The 18,597-nt window shown below is 34.2% G+C and carries 24 protein-coding genes; 2 read left to right on the plus strand and 22 right to left on the minus strand.

Annotated features, from left to right (window positions below; genetic code table 11):
- Positions 1-52 precede the first annotated feature (52 nt).
- The 10 genes from ACNSTQ_RS14440 to ACNSTQ_RS14485 form a co-directional block, all read right to left on the minus strand.
- On the minus strand, positions 53-865 hold the full coding sequence (locus tag ACNSTQ_RS14440) for a cache domain-containing protein (RefSeq protein ID WP_418200516.1): 813 nt from the start codon (positions 863-865) through the stop codon (positions 53-55).
- Positions 866-987: 122 nt separating this feature from the next.
- Positions 988-1,185, minus strand: a complete 198-nt coding sequence (locus ACNSTQ_RS14445; protein ID WP_418200517.1) for a hypothetical protein — start codon at positions 1,183-1,185, stop codon at positions 988-990.
- A gap of 17 nt (positions 1,186-1,202) precedes the next feature.
- Entirely contained in the window at positions 1,203-1,466 is a 264-nt protein-coding gene (locus ACNSTQ_RS14450; protein WP_418200518.1) for a hypothetical protein, read from the minus strand.
- Positions 1,433-1,921 (minus strand): hypothetical protein, encoded by a 489-nt coding sequence (locus ACNSTQ_RS14455; RefSeq protein ID WP_418200519.1) that lies wholly within the window; start codon positions 1,919-1,921, stop codon positions 1,433-1,435. The genes ACNSTQ_RS14450 and ACNSTQ_RS14455 overlap by 34 nt, the downstream gene beginning before the upstream one ends.
- 433 nt (positions 1,922-2,354) lie before the next feature.
- Positions 2,355-2,906, minus strand: a complete 552-nt coding sequence (locus tag ACNSTQ_RS14460; protein WP_418200520.1) for a DM13 domain-containing protein — start codon at positions 2,904-2,906, stop codon at positions 2,355-2,357.
- Between the two features lie 56 nt (positions 2,907-2,962).
- Positions 2,963-4,051: a low temperature requirement protein A gene (locus ACNSTQ_RS14465; protein WP_418200521.1), complete on the minus strand. Its 1,089-nt coding sequence runs from the start codon at positions 4,049-4,051 to the stop codon at positions 2,963-2,965.
- Positions 4,052-4,167: 116 nt separating this feature from the next.
- Positions 4,168-4,740, minus strand: a complete 573-nt coding sequence (locus tag ACNSTQ_RS14470; protein ID WP_418200522.1) for a hypothetical protein — start codon at positions 4,738-4,740, stop codon at positions 4,168-4,170.
- A 41-nt stretch (positions 4,741-4,781) separates the two neighbouring features.
- Positions 4,782-5,477, minus strand: a complete 696-nt coding sequence (locus ACNSTQ_RS14475; protein WP_418200523.1) for a response regulator transcription factor — start codon at positions 5,475-5,477, stop codon at positions 4,782-4,784.
- Complete coding sequence (locus ACNSTQ_RS14480; protein WP_418200524.1) at positions 5,474-5,671, minus strand: hypothetical protein; 198 nt, start codon at positions 5,669-5,671, stop codon at positions 5,474-5,476. Before ACNSTQ_RS14480 ends, ACNSTQ_RS14475 begins: the two co-directional genes overlap by 4 nt.
- Before the next feature lie 17 nt (positions 5,672-5,688).
- Positions 5,689-6,405: an ATP-binding protein gene (locus ACNSTQ_RS14485; RefSeq protein ID WP_418200525.1), complete on the minus strand. Its 717-nt coding sequence runs from the start codon at positions 6,403-6,405 to the stop codon at positions 5,689-5,691.
- Between the two features lie 312 nt (positions 6,406-6,717).
- Between ACNSTQ_RS14485 and ACNSTQ_RS14490 the strand changes: the two genes are divergently transcribed.
- Positions 6,718-7,611, plus strand: a complete 894-nt coding sequence (locus ACNSTQ_RS14490) for a LysR family transcriptional regulator (protein WP_418200526.1) — start codon at positions 6,718-6,720, stop codon at positions 7,609-7,611.
- Positions 7,612-7,699: 88 nt separating this feature from the next.
- Here ACNSTQ_RS14490 and ACNSTQ_RS14495 read toward each other — a convergent pair whose 3' ends face one another.
- The 4 genes from ACNSTQ_RS14495 to ACNSTQ_RS14510 are packed head-to-tail and all read right to left on the minus strand — an operon-like array spanning position 7,700 to position 10,918.
- Entirely contained in the window at positions 7,700-8,683 is a 984-nt protein-coding gene (locus tag ACNSTQ_RS14495; protein WP_418200527.1) for a ring-cleaving dioxygenase, read from the minus strand.
- Positions 8,684-8,728: 45 nt separating this feature from the next.
- The gene (locus ACNSTQ_RS14500; RefSeq protein ID WP_418200528.1) at positions 8,729-9,289 is read right to left on the minus strand and encodes an NADPH-dependent FMN reductase; all 561 of its coding nucleotides are present in this window, start codon (positions 9,287-9,289) and stop codon (positions 8,729-8,731) included.
- A gap of 4 nt (positions 9,290-9,293) precedes the next feature.
- Positions 9,294-9,917 (minus strand): alpha/beta hydrolase, encoded by a 624-nt coding sequence (locus tag ACNSTQ_RS14505; RefSeq protein WP_418200529.1) that lies wholly within the window; start codon positions 9,915-9,917, stop codon positions 9,294-9,296.
- Between the two features lie 23 nt (positions 9,918-9,940).
- On the minus strand, positions 9,941-10,918 hold the full coding sequence (locus ACNSTQ_RS14510) for a ring-cleaving dioxygenase (RefSeq protein ID WP_418200530.1): 978 nt from the start codon (positions 10,916-10,918) through the stop codon (positions 9,941-9,943).
- 116 nt (positions 10,919-11,034) lie between these two features.
- On the opposite strand from ACNSTQ_RS14510, the gene ACNSTQ_RS14515 reads away from it, so the two are divergent.
- Positions 11,035-11,499 (plus strand): MarR family winged helix-turn-helix transcriptional regulator, encoded by a 465-nt coding sequence (locus ACNSTQ_RS14515; protein ID WP_418200531.1) that lies wholly within the window; start codon positions 11,035-11,037, stop codon positions 11,497-11,499.
- Positions 11,500-11,601: 102 nt separating this feature from the next.
- On the opposite strand, the gene ycaC is transcribed toward ACNSTQ_RS14515, so the two are convergent.
- The 8 genes from ycaC to ACNSTQ_RS14555 form a co-directional block, all read right to left on the minus strand.
- Complete coding sequence (gene ycaC, locus ACNSTQ_RS14520; protein WP_418200532.1) at positions 11,602-12,240, minus strand: isochorismate family cysteine hydrolase YcaC; 639 nt, start codon at positions 12,238-12,240, stop codon at positions 11,602-11,604.
- 792 nt (positions 12,241-13,032) lie between these two features.
- Positions 13,033-13,227, minus strand: a complete 195-nt coding sequence (locus ACNSTQ_RS14525; RefSeq protein WP_418200558.1) for a GNAT family N-acetyltransferase — start codon at positions 13,225-13,227, stop codon at positions 13,033-13,035.
- Positions 13,228-13,638: 411 nt separating this feature from the next.
- Complete coding sequence (locus tag ACNSTQ_RS14530; RefSeq protein WP_418200533.1) at positions 13,639-13,839, minus strand: YjfB family protein; 201 nt, start codon at positions 13,837-13,839, stop codon at positions 13,639-13,641.
- A 169-nt stretch (positions 13,840-14,008) separates the two neighbouring features.
- Positions 14,009-14,644 carry a hypothetical protein gene (locus tag ACNSTQ_RS14535; protein WP_418200534.1) on the minus strand — a complete coding sequence of 212 codons (636 nt, stop codon included), beginning with the start codon at positions 14,642-14,644 and terminating at the stop codon, positions 14,009-14,011.
- A gap of 1 nt (position 14,645) precedes the next feature.
- Positions 14,646-15,950 carry a protoglobin domain-containing protein gene (locus ACNSTQ_RS14540; protein ID WP_418200535.1) on the minus strand — a complete coding sequence of 435 codons (1,305 nt, stop codon included), beginning with the start codon at positions 15,948-15,950 and terminating at the stop codon, positions 14,646-14,648.
- A 70-nt stretch (positions 15,951-16,020) separates the two neighbouring features.
- The gene (locus ACNSTQ_RS14545) at positions 16,021-16,704 is read right to left on the minus strand and encodes a response regulator transcription factor (protein ID WP_418200536.1); all 684 of its coding nucleotides are present in this window, start codon (positions 16,702-16,704) and stop codon (positions 16,021-16,023) included.
- A 214-nt stretch (positions 16,705-16,918) separates the two neighbouring features.
- A complete protein-coding gene (locus tag ACNSTQ_RS14550) occupies positions 16,919-17,638 on the minus strand; it encodes an ATP-binding protein (RefSeq protein ID WP_418200537.1) in 720 nt (239 codons plus the stop codon).
- A 247-nt stretch (positions 17,639-17,885) separates the two neighbouring features.
- A complete protein-coding gene (locus ACNSTQ_RS14555; RefSeq protein ID WP_418200538.1) occupies positions 17,886-18,566 on the minus strand; it encodes a LuxR C-terminal-related transcriptional regulator in 681 nt (226 codons plus the stop codon).
- Positions 18,567-18,597: the final 31 nt, after the last annotated feature.

Below are 18,597 nucleotides of genomic sequence, written 5' to 3' on the forward strand. Positions count from 1 at the left end.
GGTCATATAACTCGGCGAACATATGATCTATAATGTAAATGGCACTAACCTTTCATCCTGTTTCAGGGATCGTACTGTAATACATAAAACGATCTTGATCATCAAAACGATATTCAATAATACCACTGGGTTCACCTAAGTACATTTGTTTAACTGTTTCATTTTCCGAAAGGTCTTCCCCAGTCAGAGTAGGATGAACCAGTGCTATACCGTTTGCATCAAAAAGAGATGTGTATCCTTGATAGTTTACTTCTACCTGATTAATAATAGCTGTTAATGCATTAAGCGATATATCATATCCTATAACACCTATAACTTCACTTGTTTCAGGCTCCAGTACTGCTTTTGCAGCAGTTACCACAACCTCTCCACTCTCATCTTCGGTTATGTAGGGATCAGTCCAAACCACTTCGTGAGGATTGTTTTCAGCATCTATGTACCAAGGCCGGCTCGTTGGATCAAACCCTTCTGGCAAATTAACAGGTGGAGTGACTTCCATTTCCTTACTTTTTGTTCCTATGTATGTTAGCTGAATACTTTCATTTAACTTCATAAAATGATCAAAACTGTCCACAACGGGTTGCTGTGATGATGAAATCATCTGTTCATCTTCTTGATTGATTCCTTTAATATAATTTATTATTCTTTCATTAGAACTATTTAACAGTAGTTGATCTCCAAAGTTTTCAAAATATTGATTTGAATATCTGGTGATTTCATAAACAGCATTAAAGGCCTCATTTTTTGTACTGCTTTGGATTAACTGAGTTGTTTCCTTGTAGGTAACATAAGAAACTATGGCTATAGTTACAATTAACATACTAACCATTAAAATCATCATCTTACTTTGTATTTTGCTGAACAATAAAATCTTCTCCTTTTGTACCCTCTAACTTTTTTAGATCCGATGAATTTGAAACATCTTCAAATTTTTCATCTAGCCGCTTTAATACAGTGAATTAAAACCTGAAACATTATTCACTTTCTTCATTTTAGTATAACTTTCGTCTCATGAAGTTCTTTCGCTCTTTGACTTAAGAGATATACTTTGGATAATAGTTCTAAGAGTTCTCCTTCCTTATAATTTTCCTCAATGATTATCCTCGCTAAAATATACATTTCATCAATTAGTACTTCTATTTTTTCACATCGTTTAACTCTGTTTAGAAAAATACTCGATACCATATCCTCATCTCCTATATTTATTGTTGAATGGGATAAACAATTTCTACAGAAGTTCCACTAGCTTTTTTACTAAAAACTGTAATATTGATCGGATAATTAGAAATTAAACCCAGTAAACTCAATTGACCTCTTTCTTTACCTTTAGAGGAAAGTTGAAATAGTGGGTTGCCAAATCTATAAAGTTCCAATTCACACATTCCGCATCCATTATCTTCAAAGGGTACTATAAAACTAGATGTCTCTCGCACTACACTAATACGTAATGTTCCTCCAGATGACATCGCTTTAATACTATTGTGAATAATGTGACTAAAACAAACTTTAATCGATTTAACTCACCTTTAACAACTGGTGCTCTACTTTCGAAATAAGTAATTACGTTGACAAATTTTAATTGATCTTTATATTCTATTAATAATTCTTCGATCAAAGCGACTAGGTTAATATCTTCTATCTTTGAAGTCCGGCCTAAATAAGAATTATATTCTTCCAAAATCTCACTAATTTTAATGATGTTTAACTCAGATAATTCAATAATTGTGTTTGTTGTTTGGTCTTTAGTTTCTGCTTTATAAAGTTGTAAGGTTTCTTTAACAATTGTTAGTGCATTATTAATTTCATGTGTTAGTTCAGAAAGGATTGCTTGGTGTCTTTCATTATCGCTTAAAGGAATTAAAATCTCTTTTTCCCATCCCTCATTTTTACTAATTAATTTTTCTCTCCTTATAATTACCATTTCTCTCACCCCTTTACTTTAGTAGCTCCATTCTCAAGATCAGGATATAATACCTATGACTTTCCTAATGCTTCATGTATTCAGATTATTTTATATATGTTAGGAATGTTCTTCAAAAAATGTTAAAATTTATTTAGAATTCGAAAATCTATTTGCTTTCTAAATCGCTAGAGGAAAAAATAGAAAACTTAAAGATGAAATTGGTCTAGTTTAATCTTCAAATGTTCAGTTGCTGAATCAAAAAAACCTTAATCATTTGATTAAGGTTTTTTTATTAACTATGATACTGTTAAACGATTATACCCATTAATTAAGAGTTACTTCTTTCTCATTCTTTCATCAGATTTTAATATGGCTCTATCGTAAGACTTAATAAGTAAATAGAATAGTTAACCTCGTATTGCTAATATAATTCAAGCTCTCAGGAATTAATTCAATCCTGAGATAAACTTAAATCAGCCGTGCCAAATATACGACTAAACGCTCGACAGTAGATAACAACCGAACTATATTCAATCAAATCTATATCTATAGGAAGTTCATAATTCTGATTTCCGATGTTTCCACCTAGTTTACCTAAATTAATACCATCAGTTGTATCTTTTCCAGACTTAACAAGATAAACGAACAAATCTGGACCATTGGTAACATTAAAGTCCTCAAATCTTAAATAACGAGTTCCGGAAGCTTCAATTGTTTTAGCTATTCCAGATGCTTTATAGTTTCGCTCGCCATCAACAAACGATCCAATAAACTGTAGCACAGGTTCGTACTCTAAAAGCTCTTGATTTTTTTCATCTTTATCTTTATCAGTATCGAGTTTAGGTCCAGCGCCATCTAAAACCAGTTCAGATGCATGTTCTTCTTTAGGAAGAGCCTCATCGACAACCTGATCCAAAAACATTGGTGAAATTAACCACCAGACAACTACACATAAAAAAGTAAGACTGACAGCAGAGAAAAACAACAAAGTAATTTTTTTCAAGTCGTGCACTCCTTTTTTGCCCCACACAATTGGATTAAAGTAATCATTATTTCGTATTACGTAGAAATTTTCGTGTGAATAATTAAAAAGATAACTAATTGGATGAAAATTACAATATTAGGCACGGTTATAAATAGATTAAAAAGAAAAACAACGATTAAAACAACCAATATAAGTGCTAGATGATAGATGTTCAACCTACGATCAGTAAGCCGATATTGATAAAAAATAAGAGTGACCGACAAGATATAGATGATAACAGCTACTAAAGAAATAATTAGTAAAAACTGGTAGTCAATATCGTTCAAGAAAGCTAATTGGATTGTTGCTACTATTGTATTTATAGATATAAAAAGTAATAAATGGCCATATATGATTGGCTGGCCCGTACTTTCTTTTCCCTTATTTAATTTCTTTTCCACGTTACCGAAGTATTGCCACCATATCGTAATTAAGATTGTGAATGAGAGAAGCGCAAAACTAATAGATTCCAAGTTTCCTTGTTCAGGTTGTAAAGTAGCGATAATACGAACTATAGAGGTTCCAATTAAAATAAAAGTTAGAAGGCCAAATCTTTCTAGTAAATGTGAAAGGTCTGTAGGTATCTTGATCAGAATTTTACGTCCAATTATAGGTGCTAGCATATCAATAAATATACCAAGATATAAAACCAAGTACCTAACCCAAGAATCGAAAAAAACAGAAGACAAGGAGATGGAAAGGCCAATTAAAAAGCTATATCCCAAGAACTTAGCTACTCGTTGGCGATCTCCACTTGTAACCCTACTAACCCACAAATATTGTAAAAGGGTTAAAAGGCGAACTCCGGCATACCCAATTAGAAAAGGTATATAATAAGGATCAAAATTCACAGATAAACTAGCTGTCATTAACAAAATGAACAATATTTGAATAATCATCAACGAACGATGAGCTGAAAAATCTTCAGCAAACCGATTATAGAATAGCGTTTGGCCAACCCATGCCCACCAGACAGGAATAAGAATTAAAACAAATTTTACTAAATGCTCTAGGGGTATGACACCTTGTTCCACATGTAGTAATAAAAGGGCAGATCCACCAATAGCCGAAACAGATATGATATCGTAAAACTTCTCTACCCAAGTAGCTTTTTTGACTTTCATAGAATTAAAATTTCTCCTTTCTAATACATATATTTTAACGTTGGATAAAACAGTTACCCAACTTGTGGACTGTGCTCAAATTAAGATCGATGCTTGGGAATGGTTAGCTACTCATTTTAACTTATACGAATTAGCTTACGATACACACTAATAATAGATCGATCTAATTTTTTTGCTGCTTTTCTAATAGAATATTCATCCTCATTAACTAACCTCTTCAACAACTCTTCTTCTTGTGTAGTCCATCTTTTGTACTTTTTAATTTTTTTAGATTGTTGGCTTTTTTTACGTTCTTGAGCCAGCCAATCTGGTTCTGGAAGAATGGTGCGAGGTTCTATTTTAGAAAAATCAATTTTCTCACGATTTTGAAATGCAAACTCCCAAAAATCCTCAGGGTCTATAAAATAATAAAACCTTTTTGATCTGGTTTTTTTCTGTGTACACTTTAAACCATGCTCAGTGATCCACCTTCGTACAGAAGAGGTATTAATCTTTAATAGTTTTGCTAACTCCAAGGTAGTTAATAACCCTGTTTGTGATCTAGTATTTGCAATGCCTAACCGTTTCATTTTCATTAATACTGAGGTTTCAGAACGCCCTAAACGTTCTGAAATAGTTGATAATGTATACTTACCAACACTTTCAGTTAAGTAGAAAACTTCTTCTTCTGTCCATTTTTTTTTATTCAACCTAATCACCCATAGTAGAATAATTTAAGCCATAATTTATATTAAGATATAATTTCTTTCCATACGTACCCTATTCCTCTTACCGTTACTATTCGTTTAGGTATTTTAGGGTTTTTTTCTATCTTTTTTCTAAGGTTAAAAATATGTACGTCAATAGTTCGGTCATATACAAGTTTCTTTCCATCGTTTATCGACCTAATTAAATTTTCTCGGCTAAATACAATGTTCGGATTTCCCTGAATGAGAGATAGTATCTTAAACTCAGAATCTGTTAAGGAGATCAGTTGCTCATCAATAAAAACGGCTTTTTTCTCCTTATTTAGTTCAATTTGGTCACTTATTTGCTTTTGTTCTAGCAATGTAGAGACGGATTTAGTCAATCCCCTTCTTAATACCGCTTCTATTCTCGCCTGTAACTCCTTCATATTGAATGGTGCATAAAAAAAATCATCCAGCCCTGCTTCTAACGCCTGGACAATATCTGTGGTATTTTTGTCTTCAGATAACATTATCATTGGTCCTCGATAATACTTTTGCATCTCGATCCTTAGTTCATGACCATTGAAATCTGGAAGGGATAGATTAAAAATGATCAAATCTGGTTTTATATTCAAAAGACTAAGGAGTGCACTTTCTCCATACGTGTACCAATCGACATCGTAACCTACTTCTTCAAGATAGAAACTTAACATTTCTCCTAACGCATCATTTTCTTCAATTAGTACTATTTTCATCATTTGTCATTCACTTCTATTTCATGAAGCTCTTTCGCTCTTTTACTTAAAATGTACATTTTGAATATCAGTTCTGAGATTTCTCTTTCTCTATAATGTTCCTTAATGATGATATTTGCTATAGTATTAATTTCATCCATTAATACTTCTAATTTTTCACATCGTTTGACTCTGTTTAGGAAAATACTTGATGCCATATCCACATCTCCTATATTTAGTAATGAATGGGATAATCAATTTCTATAGACGTTCCACTACCTTTTTTACTGCGAACTGAAATATTGATCGGATAATTAGAAATAAAGCCTAATAAACTCAATTGGCCTCTTTCTTTACCTTTAGAAGAGAGGTAATATAATGGTTTGCCAAATCTATAAAGTTCGCGTTCACACATTCCGCAACCGTTATCTTCAAAAGTTATTTTATAACCAGAAGTCGCTTGGACTACACTAATACGTAATGTTCCGCCTGCTGACATGGCTTCGATACTATTTCGAATAATGTGACTAAAACAAACTCTTAATCGATTAAAATCCCCTTTAACAACTGGTACTCTATCGAAGTAAGTAATTACATCGACATAATCTAATTGGTGTCTATATTCTATTAATAATTCTTCAATCATACCGGCTAGGTTTATATCTTCTAACTTTGAATGCGGTCCTAAATAGAAATTATATTCATCCAAAACCTCACTAATTTTTAATATGTTCGACTCTGATAATTCAATAAATGCGTTTGTTGTTTGGTCTTTAGTCTCTGCTTTATAAAGTTGTAAGGTTCCTTTAATGATCGTTAGTGAATTATTAATTTCGTGTGAAAGCTGGGCAATAATTGTTTGGAGTCTTTCAATATCATTTATAGGACCTAAATTTTTCTCTTTCCATCCCTCATTGAGATTGACTAACTGCTCTCTCATTCTATTTTCCATTTTCCTCTCCCTTAACTTTTGTTAGGTTTCTCTTTTCGCCATATCTCGAGGAATATCCCCATGACTTTTCTCAAGTTCATATGACCAGAATATTTAATATTTGTTAGAAATGTTTTTTAGTTAATGTTAGAAAAGTATTTAGAGTTCCAAAATGTTCTAGTTTCTAAAAGGGAAATTAACACTAAAGTAAGCATGTCCACTAGTTCTACAAGTGGTTAAAGCATGTAAAATAATATATAATCGTTTAATGTCAAATAATAGATAGCATTTTTTATGAATACGTCTGAACATCATAAAGGAGCTCCCGAATTAATGAACTTTGATCAATTAAAATATATTATAAAAGTTTCAAAAGAAAGATCTTTAACCAAGGCGGCTAAAAAACTTCATGTTACAACGCCGGCTATAAGTAAGGCCATCACTCAACTTGAAAAGGAATTTGGTATTACGATTTTTAATCGTACGCGTGAAGGTGCCATACCGACATTAGAAGGAAAAAAAATAATTAAGAGTGCTTCTGATATTTTAAAAAAAACAGAGGATCTCTATAATGAATTTAGTCCAGACAGTAAATATAAGACTTTGAAGATAGGTTGCGGGCTGGCCTTGACCTATGTGGTCTATGATGCCTTTTTACTTTTTTATAAAGAAAATCCGAATATTGAAGTAGAAATCGTGGAAATGGAAAAAGACGATATCATTGAAGCCATAAAAGACGATAAAATAGACATAGGGTTTTCTCAACAAGACATAAACGAATTACAGCGATCGGATATCATTAATACAATCGAATATGAATTCCTTTTTACCGGTTATCCATGTGTATGTGTAAGCAAACATTCACACCTGTATCACAAAGATTTTTTAACAGTCGAGGATATAAAAGATGAGAAGTTTGTTGTTCATAATTCTGAGCATGTCAAAGCCGTTAATGAGCAGTATGTCAGCGATATGAAACTCTTCTTCACTTCAAATAATATTGAAGTCTTAAAATTCGCAGTCTTAAGTGGACATGCAATTGTAATCGTTCATAACCGTACTTTTGCCAATCATCCTGATGTTTTAAATGGAAACTTAGCGATAATCCCCTTGAGGAAACCTGGTATAGATCAATATAGCTTTTGGGGGATCTGGTCCAAAACAGGTTCCGCCAACCCTGAAGCAAAAGAATTTCTACAGATTGTTTTAAATGTAATTGGTCAATAGCTTTCCTACAGTTACATTAGAATACGAGCACCCTTTGAGTAAGTTCAATGGATGCTCTATGTTCAAACACCTAAATGGTACAGCAATATTATTCATATTCTTTTGGGAATTCTTTCCCACTTCTCACTGTGTCTATGTGCCGCACCGCTTTTTCGATGGCTTCACGATTTGGTTCTAAGAAAGGCGGTAATGAAAGTTTTTCACCTAGTGTTTCGTACGGTTCATCCCCCATAAATCCAGGACCATCTGTAGCGAATTCAAATAAAATTTTCGGGACAACGTTAGAATATAAAGATCCAAAGTAGTAACGTTCAACGTAACCTGAGTTAGGCAAGTTAAAGTCATCTAAGCGTTGTTTCCATTGTTCTAATTCTTCTTTATTTTTTACACGAAAGGCTACATGGTGTACGGTCCCAAAGCCTTGCCTAGCTTGAGGTAAAACATTATTGTATTCAACAATTAGTTGTGCACCGTTTCCACCTTCCCCCATTTCGAATAAGTGTTGTGAGCCTTCTACTGCAACTTCGCGCATATGAAATACTTTTTCTAACACTTCCTTGAAATAATCAAAATGAGCTGTCCGGATGTAAACAGGCCCTAAACCAGTAATCGCATATTCTAAAGGAATTGGACCATTTTGCCACGGTGTTCCCGATTTAACTCCTACATTCAATTCATCTGAAATGAATTGATACTGTTGGTTATCAAAATCCACGAAAGAAAGAGTTTTTTTACCAAACTGTTCTTTAATGCCTGAGTGCGCAACTTCCAGACGATCAAAACGTTTAACCCAATAATCTAATGCGGCATCACTTGGTACACGGAATGATGTTTTTGAGATTTCATTTGTTCCATGGGCACCTTTGGGAATACCCGGAAAATCAAAGAAAGTCATGTCTGTCCCCGCATTTCCTTTATCATCGGCAAAAAATAAATGATACGTCTGAATATCATCTTGATTGACTGTCTTCTTGACTAAACGCATACCTAGAACATAAGTGAAAAAATCATAGTTTTTTTCTGCGCTGCTTGTAATAGCCGTTACATGGTGTATTCCTAACAGATCATTCATAGCAATTCTCCTTTTAATTAAATTAGATAAAACAGAATATCTTACCTACTCCGCCTTCTTGTACATCTCTACAAAATCTGTGAAACTATGAATAAATGATTGTAGATGATCCAGGGTTCTAAGGTCGTTGATCTGCTTGGTATCAGCTTCTAGTTTCTTGTGCACTTCTCCTACCAGTACCTTAGGACCACTCAATACATTTGCGTTCATTGCAACGAGGATTTGTCTTAGCTGCATTTGGGAAAGAGCTGTGCCTGCGCTACCTGGTGTAGCACCAGCAATAGCTACCGGACGGTTACTGAATGCTGAGGATTTTACGGGACGAGAAGCCCAATCCAACGCATTTTTAAGGCCGCCCGGAATTCCGGAGTTGTATTCCGGCGTGACTATTAGGATCGCATCTGCATCTGCTAGCTTCTTTTTAAAAACAGTCACCTCTTCAGGGTCTCCTCCCATTTCAAGATCTTCATTAAATAATGGTAAATTATCAATTGCCGCAAGCGTCATATCCCATTTTCCTTTTGACTCTTGTTCAATAGCCTCTAGTAGTTTTTTGTTGAACGAATTTCTTCTCAGGCTCCCACAAATTGATACAATTTTTATCATTTATCTACTTTCCTTTCTTTTCTTGTTTGATTTTCTCTTTCCACCATTTTGCAGCTTCGGTAAATTCAGTGGTTCTTAACTCATGCCCATGGTCTGTCATAAAAAACGATACACTAGCCCCTAATTGGCTAAGGTGTTGCTTTAGTTGTACAGCTTCACTCGGGAGTACGATTTGATCTAAGGCTCCGGCAGTCATAAAGATATCTAACCCATTCAATTGGGTATCATCAAATGATTTTAGAGGGTGGCTTGGATGTAACAACAAACCACTTCTAAAGAGTTCAGGTTTATGCATCAATAAACTGACAGCCATGTTCGCTCCATTTGAATAACCAATAAGGTGAAGGGCCTTCTTTTCAAATTCGTATGTTGAGGCTGCATTTTCTATAAAATGAATAACATCACTTGTTTTTAATAGTAAAGAACCTTCATCCATGGAACCATCTGCATTTCGTTTAAAATACCGGAAATGTCCATTGTCAATTACATCTCCCCTAATTCCTAAGACAGAAAGGGAAAGGTCTACTTGACCCGCAACTGGCAGTAAATCTGTTTCCCTACCACCTGTTCCGTGCAATAGAATAAAGACATCATCGGATTCTTTGCTGTTATGAAAAAAATGCTTCAATGTAAGGCTCCTTTCTTTTTCCTTTACGGTTGCTTAGGAGTAGGTAAAGGTTTCAGCTTCGCTTCAATTTCAGAACGTTGATGCTCTAAGAAAGTGGGTAATGATAAGTGTTGGCCTAAATGGTCTTTGTTTTCATCTAGGTCAAAACCAGGTCCATCAGTGGCTACTTCATATAAAATTCCGTTGGGTTCAGTAAAATAGAGTGAACGGAAATAAAAGCGATCTACAAAACCAGAGGTTTTAAACCCTTCCCTTTCTATTTCCTCAATCGATTTTCGTAGTGCCTCTTCCGTATCAACCCTGAAAGCTACGTGATGAACACTCCCTCGTCCCTGCCTTTCTTCTGGGAGATCTTTCCTTTGTTCCACATGGATTTGTGTTCCAGTTCCGCCCTCACCTGTTTCAAAAACATGGATTTCTCTTATTGGATATTCATCTGTTTGATAGGTTCCTATTTTGCTAAATCCCATTACTTCTGTAAGGACCTGTTCAGTAGGCTCCATATATCTCACTGTCAATTGCACTGGTCCTAGACCGATAATGCCGTACTGTTCAGGAATACCGCCTCCTGTCCAAGCCTTCCCTCCAGGCTCCCCTTTATTTTGTTGATCAGAAATGAGGCGCATTTGATGCCCTTCTAAATCAATAAAAGGAAGGATTGCGTTTCCAAAACGTTCGGTAATCTGGTGATGGTCTACTCCAAGTGCTTCAAAGCGTTTCTGCCAGTAGACGAGAGCCTCATCGTTCTTCACTCGTAAAGAAATGCTTGAAATACTATTTGTCCCAGGGTGCTTTTCAGCCAGGTTAGGAATTTCAAAAAAAGTTAGTTCTGTTCCCGGTTTTCCTTCTTCATCGCCGTAAAACAAATGATAATAAGCTGTGTTATCTTGGTTAACGGTTTTTTTGACTAGCCGTAATCCTAAAATTCTTGTGTAAAAATCTAAGTTCTTTTCAGCGTTTGCTGTTAGCGAAGATACGTGATGTATACCTTTTAAATTCATGGCTTTTTCCTCCAATGTTCGTATGATGTTAATGATCAAGTCATGTCTTGTATTATTTGACATAAAGCGGTGTTTATTTCTAAACTAGACATAATGACATTCTAGGAGAATATAATATGAGCAATGAAAGCGATTGGAGTTTATCAAAAAGAGACAAGCGTGTTGGACTGATGATTTGGTTTCGACTCTCCCGCGTTTATAACAACAGTATTCGTCGGAATAATGAGCATTTAAAAAAGTGGGACCTCACAAGTGCCCAGTTTGATGTTCTTATCCAGGTTGGGATTAGCAAGGAAATCACTCAAAAAGAGCTTGCCCAAAAGCTGTTTGTCACAAAAGGAAATATTACACAGCTTATAAGTAAAATGGAGAAATTAGGACTTGTACAGCGAAAACAAGACTGGAAAACGAAAACGATTTCTCTAACAGATAAAGGTGAACAATTATATAATGAAGTTGTACCTGATCAAGAAGACTTTCAAGCTTCTCAATTTTATGGTCTTGATCAAGAAGAGCAATTGCAGTTGGTGACCCTTTTAAAAAAATTACAAAAGCATATGGAAACTGAAGATGAAGTATAAAAGTGCCAATATTGATTAATTAATATTGGTAGTTTTTTGTTTTTTAGAAGCCGGGCAACTCCACATAGGGTTGCCCAGGCTGAAACTTTGTAAAGAAAAGGCTTATTTTTTGCTGACGTCACTTTGAGCAGATAGATAGCTGCCAATGACGTTTTGGTAACTAGGAAGATGCTTTGAAAGTAAGTTTCCAAACCCTTCCACATCATTTCTCCAATCTCTTTGCAGTTCTGCTGCAACACTGAACCAGTTCATTAATTGAACTCCCCCATGTGCCATTCTACTAAGGGCTGCATCAGCTACTTGTTTGCTTGTCGTACCAGATGCGTCTGTCACCACAAATACCTCATAACCAGCATTGATAGCAGAGAGTGCTGGGAATGTAACACATACATCAGTTACAACCCCTGCAATTATTAATTGTTTCTTCCCCGTTGCTTCTACCGCTTTAACAAAATCTTCATTATCCCAAGCGTTAATTTGTCCAGGTCTTGCAATATTAGGCTCATCTGGGAAAAGTTCAGTCAATTCCTGCATCAATGGTCCGTTTGGTCCGTTCTCGAAGCTTGTAGTCAATATGACAGGCAAATCGAAAAACTTAGCCGTATTAGATAAAGCCATTACATTATTCTTAAATTCATCTACCCCATAATCCCTCACTAAACTGGAGATCAACCCCGTTTGATGGTCCACTAAAAGTACTGCTGCATCGTCTTTGTTAATTCTTGAATATAAATCAGACATAATAAAATTCCTCCTCAAATTTTTTAAGTGATAATCACTCAGAAAACAATAGATTTTTTAGTTGAATGATTATCAATCGATTATCAGTTTATAACTAAACTGATAACTTGTCAATATACGATCTTAATGTATTAAGCCTTCATATCATTAACCAAAACAAGAAGTTAGTTATCTATGAATTTAGTAATCGTCTAAGGATTTGCTGCATTAGACTCAGTAGTTTTTGACCGATTAATTACAATCGTCATATTGAAGCACTTCTAATTTTACGTTTTATTTTAGTTTATGTAAATTCAACTTATTTCAATGATAGTTAACTTTTAGTTAAATCATTGGAATAAAGTCACATTAGACGTTAATTCTGGAGTCGAAGAGCAAAAAGAACCATAGCAAGATATCCACTTTAATCCAAAAAAGTGGATATCTTGCTAATTTATGATCGCACAGGTGGATGTCCATATTTCTCATGGAGGTCAACCCTCTCATGTCTCACAGAGTCAATGCTCCAAAATTCCTTCGTCCAACCTTTTCATTTACTGACTAACCCGTGCTTCGAATGTCCATATCAAATAAATCTATTTTTTAAAATCAATAAGAGTAATACAATCGAAATATAAGCTGCAAAATCATTCCTCGTAATAAGAAACAAATTGTGGTTTATAAATTACTTTTAATATAATTAGGTTTAAACATACAATAATATAAAGTAGTAACTTCTTTATTATCTAATAGCCTTAATTTTTCTTTTTTTTGAAATCTATATTTAAATCCACATTTTTCGCTTACTATTTTTTAGTTATGATTAAAATTAAAATGAGCACACCAAATTAAATCCAAATTGAGTTCATTAAAACCATATTTAATCAAACTTTTTACTGCCTCTGGAATAATCCCCCTTCCCCAATATTCAGGATTTAGCACGTATCCTATTTCCTTTTGCTTTAATCTGACAAGATTATGATCCGGTTTTCTATCGTGAAGCCCTATCTACCAATAACTTTTTAATCAAAAAAAGTAGTAATATTCTTTAATCTACCTGAAAAAACCACAAAACGAATGCCCTTTTAACTAAGCTTGTAAATACTATCATTTAATATATAAATAATAGTGCTAAAATGTTAGGAAAGGTTAAGGTTAAGGTTTTAATAAAAAGATAGAATTGAGATTGGGTGTAAAACAACTCGCAAGTCCCTAAGTCTTGTGGTACGTAGATGTTTTAGAAAGTCGGGAATCCGTTACACGAATTCCTACTCTGGAGAATTCAAGTGAAAAAACATTAATCAATTGATTATTAATAATCCATCCACTACTTGGGACCAAAATATAAGTTCTATGATATTCGTTGATGGGGCGATACATATATTCCTCCAACCCACTATATCCCCACCTAGTTGAATATTACAATTTAATATCAATATTTCCACCCAAATGTGGTTGTGCTGAATGTTGAATTTGTACTGAACTCGCAGTACTCATTAGTTTTTGTAATGCTTCTTCCTGTTGTTCTGCGCTTCCTATCGCTTTTTTCATTACAGAAATTGATGCCTGTTGCTGTATTTTTCCTTGGCTGAGTGCCATTGATGCCAATGCTATATCCATGGATACACCTCCTTTCACAAGGGAAGGAATATTCTTTTTCTGATACTATAGTTATTTTTTATAGTAAGGCGGTTAGAAAGAAGTATTTTTCCGCTGCTCTAATTCAATCAATGTATCCGAAAATTCTTCTAACAAAGCATCAATTTCTTCTTTTGTTAAGGGAGTGTTTTCACCTGTAACTGGTTTTGCCATTTATCTTGCCCTCCTCAATTCCAATCGAATTACTCTCATATGAACTTGCACGAATGAATTTTCGATACACACTAAGAATAGATCGATCTAACGTTTTTGCTGCTTTTGCGATAGAATACCCCTCTTCAAAAAGGTACTTCTTCAGCAGTTCTTCTTCTTGTGGTGTCCATCTTTTGTATCCTTTAACTTGTTTAGATTTTTGGGGTTTCTTCCGTTCTTGTGCCACCCAATCTGGTTCGGGAAGAATGGTGCGAGGTTCTATGTTAGAAAAATTAATTTTCTCGCGATGTTGAAATGCAAATTCCCAAAAGTCCTCGGGATCTATAAAATAATAAGACCTCTTCGTTCTCGTTTTTTTCTTCGTACACTTTAAACCATGCTCATTGATCCACCTTCTCACAGACGAGGAATTAATTTTTAATAGATTTGCTAATTCTAAGGTAGTTAATAGTCCTGTTTGTGATCTAGTGTTCGCAATCCCCAACCGTTTCATTTTCATTAAAACTGCGGTTTCAGACCGTCCTAATTTTTGTGCAATAGTTGATAATGTATACTTCCCAACACTTTCAGTTAAGTAAAAGACTTCTTCTTCTGTCCACTTTGTTCTATTCAAACTAATCACCTAAAGTAGAATAATTTAAGCTTTGACTGATGAGAGACAAATTGTCCGATGAAGTTGAAACTTCTTCAAACGCTTCAGCAAGCCCCTTTAATCCAGTGATAAATGATAAAGTTTCAGATTCAATTTGCTTATTATGAACTTTGGTTTGTTTCATTGTAAGAAAGATTTGTTCAAATTGTTCTTTTGTATCCTCCATCCTCAGGTTTCCTTCTTCTATTTCCTTCATAATGGTATCTAATGAATCAACAAACCGGTCTACTTGAGCATTTGTGTTATGAATTAAACCTGATACATTATTCACTGAATCTTTAGTAGCTACCGATAACTTCCTAACTTCATTTGAGACAACTGAAAATCCACGACCATGTTCACCTGCCCTAGCTGCTTCTATAGCTGAATTTAAGGAAAGTAAGTTGGTTTGATCTGCAATAGTAGTAATTAATTTTATAATCTCTTCCATTTCCTTTGTAAAATGTTTTAAGATTTTTACATCCTCTATCACTTGATTGATCAGCGTATTGATCTTTGATAAGTTTAAGCTTTGTTTAATTAACTGTTCTTTGCCTTGTATCGATCGTTCTTCTGCTATGGACGACGATTCACTACCTTTTTTGGCAAGGGTTAAAATTTCATTTGAATTGTTGGTCAGTTCTTGTAAAGATATATTTGTTTCCTCCGAAAGTGAAGCTAGCCTATGAGCTGATAATGCAACATCACTACTACCCTTTTCTTTTTGTTGCATTATTTGAGTTTCTAACCGCTCAGTCTCCAATTCGTAGGCCTCTAAGACCAATTGTTGTTCCAAATTAAAAATTTTTGAGACCGCGCTAATGGTCTGGAATTGATTTTCAGAATTAATTTTTTCTTTAATGATTAGTAAGATCGAATTATATAATTGTTGAAAAGCAGAAATGTACCACTTGGTTTTCAAGCCAATCTTCACATGAACAAGAGCTATACGATTTCTTTTCTTAAAAAATTCCTCATTGATACGGCCATCAAACATTTCACTAATATGGGATTTTAACGTATTTTTTAGCTTTTCTGTTGAACTATTTTGATTGATAATTGATAGTAAAGTAGGTTCCTCTTCTAAACTCTTATAAAAGTTTTCTACTAAAGTATCTATATTCTGATTAATAAAAGGTTGTATTCTTTTTAGATGAATTAAATCTCCTTCATTTAAAGATATCATTTCAAGTTGCCTTGTTATCTCTACATGGTTGCCAACTTTTAATTCAATCCCTTCTAAAACTTCATCCTTTTCTTCTGCTTTCTTAATGTACTTAAAAATCACTATTTCCTCCTACCGTCGAGTTCTTTTCTTCTCTTGAAAAGCTAGTCAACTGTCAAATTCTGAATTTAATTTAAAATGAAAGGTCGTTCCATTGGTATCCTATTCCCCTAACCGTTGTTATTCGATTGGGTAGTTTAGGATTTCTTTCTATCTTTTTTCTAAGGTTAAAAATAAGTTGATTAATAGATTGTTCACGTTTTCTTTCGTAATTGAGATGCCTAATTAAAGTTTCACGACTGATAACACGGTTTGGGTTTTTCCGAAAAAAGCATAGGAGTTTAAATTCTAAATCTGTTAAGGTAATCAGCTGATTATCAAGATATACAGTTCCTTTTTTCTTTTCTAGTTGAGTAGTTTGGTGGTTGCTGCCAGGCAATGGAGAGACCATGTTGGTCATTCCCCTTCTTAATACCGCTTCAATTCTCGCCTTTAGCTCCCTCATGTTGAAGGGTACATATAGAAAGTCATCCACCCCTGCTTCTAACGCTTGTACAACATCAGAGGTATTTCTTTTGTTGGAGATTATTATCATTGGTCCTTGATAATGCTTTTGTATCTCAATTATTAGTTCATGGCGATTCAAATCTGGAAGGATTAGATTAAAAATGATGATATCTGGTTTATAATGGGTAAGTTTATGCAGTGCACTTTCTCCATTGACGTACCAATCGACATGATATTCCATTTCTTCAAGGTAGAAACTCATCATTTGTCCCATTGTTTTATTCTCTTCAATGATTAAAACTTTTTTCATTTTTTAACACACTCTGCCATTCCATGCAGTTCTTTTGCTCTTTTACTTAAAATATATAGTTTGTATAACAATTCTAAGAGGTCACCTTCCTTATAACTTTTGTCAATGATGATCCTAGTTATAATAGACATTTCATTAATTATTACATCCATTTTTTCACATTGTTTAACTCTGTTTAGAAAAGTACTTGATACCATACCCTCATCTCCTAAATTTATTGATGAATGGGAAAAACTATTTCAACAGAAGTTCCACTATCTTTTTTACTAAAAATTGAAATGTTTGATGGAAAATTAGAAATTAAACCCAACAAACTCAGTTGCCCTCTCTCTTTACTTTTAGAAGAGAGTTGATATACTGGGTTGCCAAATCTATATAGTTCCAATTCACACATTCCACACCCATTATCTTCAAAAATAATTTTATAACCGGAAGGTACTTGGACTACACTAATACGTAATGTACCGCCTTCTGACATCGCTTCAATACTATTGCGTATAACATTACTAAAACAAACGTTTAATCGATTAAACTCTCCTCTAACCACCGATAATCTATTTTCGAACAAAGTAACTACATTGAAAATACTTAATTTCTCTTTATACTCTAATAATAAGTCTTCAACCAAAGTGACTAGGTTTATATCATCTAGCTTGGATGGACGTCCTAAATAAGACTTGTATTCTTCCAAAACTTTACTTATTTCTTGGGCATTTAACTCTGATAATTCGATTAATGTGCGTGTTGTAGGATCTTTAGTTTCTGCCTTATAAAGTTGTAAGGTTCCTTGAATAACGGTTAGTGCATTATTCACTTCATGTGTTATTTGTGCAATAATCGCTTGGTGCCTTTCGATATTAGTAAAAGGAACTAAAATTTTCCTTTCCCAACCCTCATATGAACTATTTAAATTTTTTTCCCTTATAACTCTCATTTTCTCTCACCCTTTTCTTCTTAAAAGTTTTTGTATTCAGGAAATAATACCTATGACTTTTTAAATATTTTATACAATCAGAATATTTAATAATTGTTAGAAAAGTTGTCAAAAAAATGTTAGAAAAGTATTTGAATTTCCATAAGTCTTTTAGCTTTCTACGTAGTTTATGGGGAAATATGGAACTAAGTGGGAATTATAGTTTAACCTGAGGAAATAAAAAGAGAAGTTATTCGATTGTGTGAGACTAGATAATAAGACCATTTCGCATCGCTACAGCAACAGTCTCTGTTCGGTGTTTTGTACCGAGCTTTCGGCTTGCCGATGTTATGTAATCACGTACGGTAAACTCGCTGATCCCCATAAAATCTGCCATTTCTTTTAGACTGTAACCGTACGATAATTTTTGGAGTACTTCTTTTTCGCGCTTACTAAGCTTCTGTCTCACACTTGAGTGTGGGTAAAGCCATTGAGCAGATAGTTGAAAATATTGAAAAAGGGCTTCAATTACTTCTTCAGTGGCTTCGTTCTCATCAATAAAACGGTCGATTAACGCTGTTCCTATTACGGTTCCGCTATAGCATATCGGTATGATAACGAGTGAAGTTAATTGAAATTGTTCTATGTATTGGATGGGCCAATTTCTTGGTCCGATATTCGTTTGATGGGGTCTTTTTTTGGATAACGCATAATATATGGGAGGGAAGTCTCGAACATCTCCTTTTATCATGTTCAAGGGTTCTATTGTATCATCTTCAATGAGGATGATTCCTTGTCCAAGATAATTTAAAGGTGAGTATGTATAGATTCCCGCCCTATTGACCCGAAAGAAAACAGTACAACCTCGCATGATCCATTCAACCCTTTTCATTGGATCTTCTATCGTTTGTAAACTATTAATGTAATTAAATATTTTTGCATTTAACATCGACAATATTCCCCCCTTTATTTTCAAACTC

The sequence above is a fragment of the Alkalihalobacterium sp. APHAB7 genome, from assembly GCF_048323755.1.
In the GTDB taxonomy this organism is placed as follows: Bacteria; Bacillota; Bacilli; order Bacillales; family Bacillaceae_F; genus Alkalihalobacterium.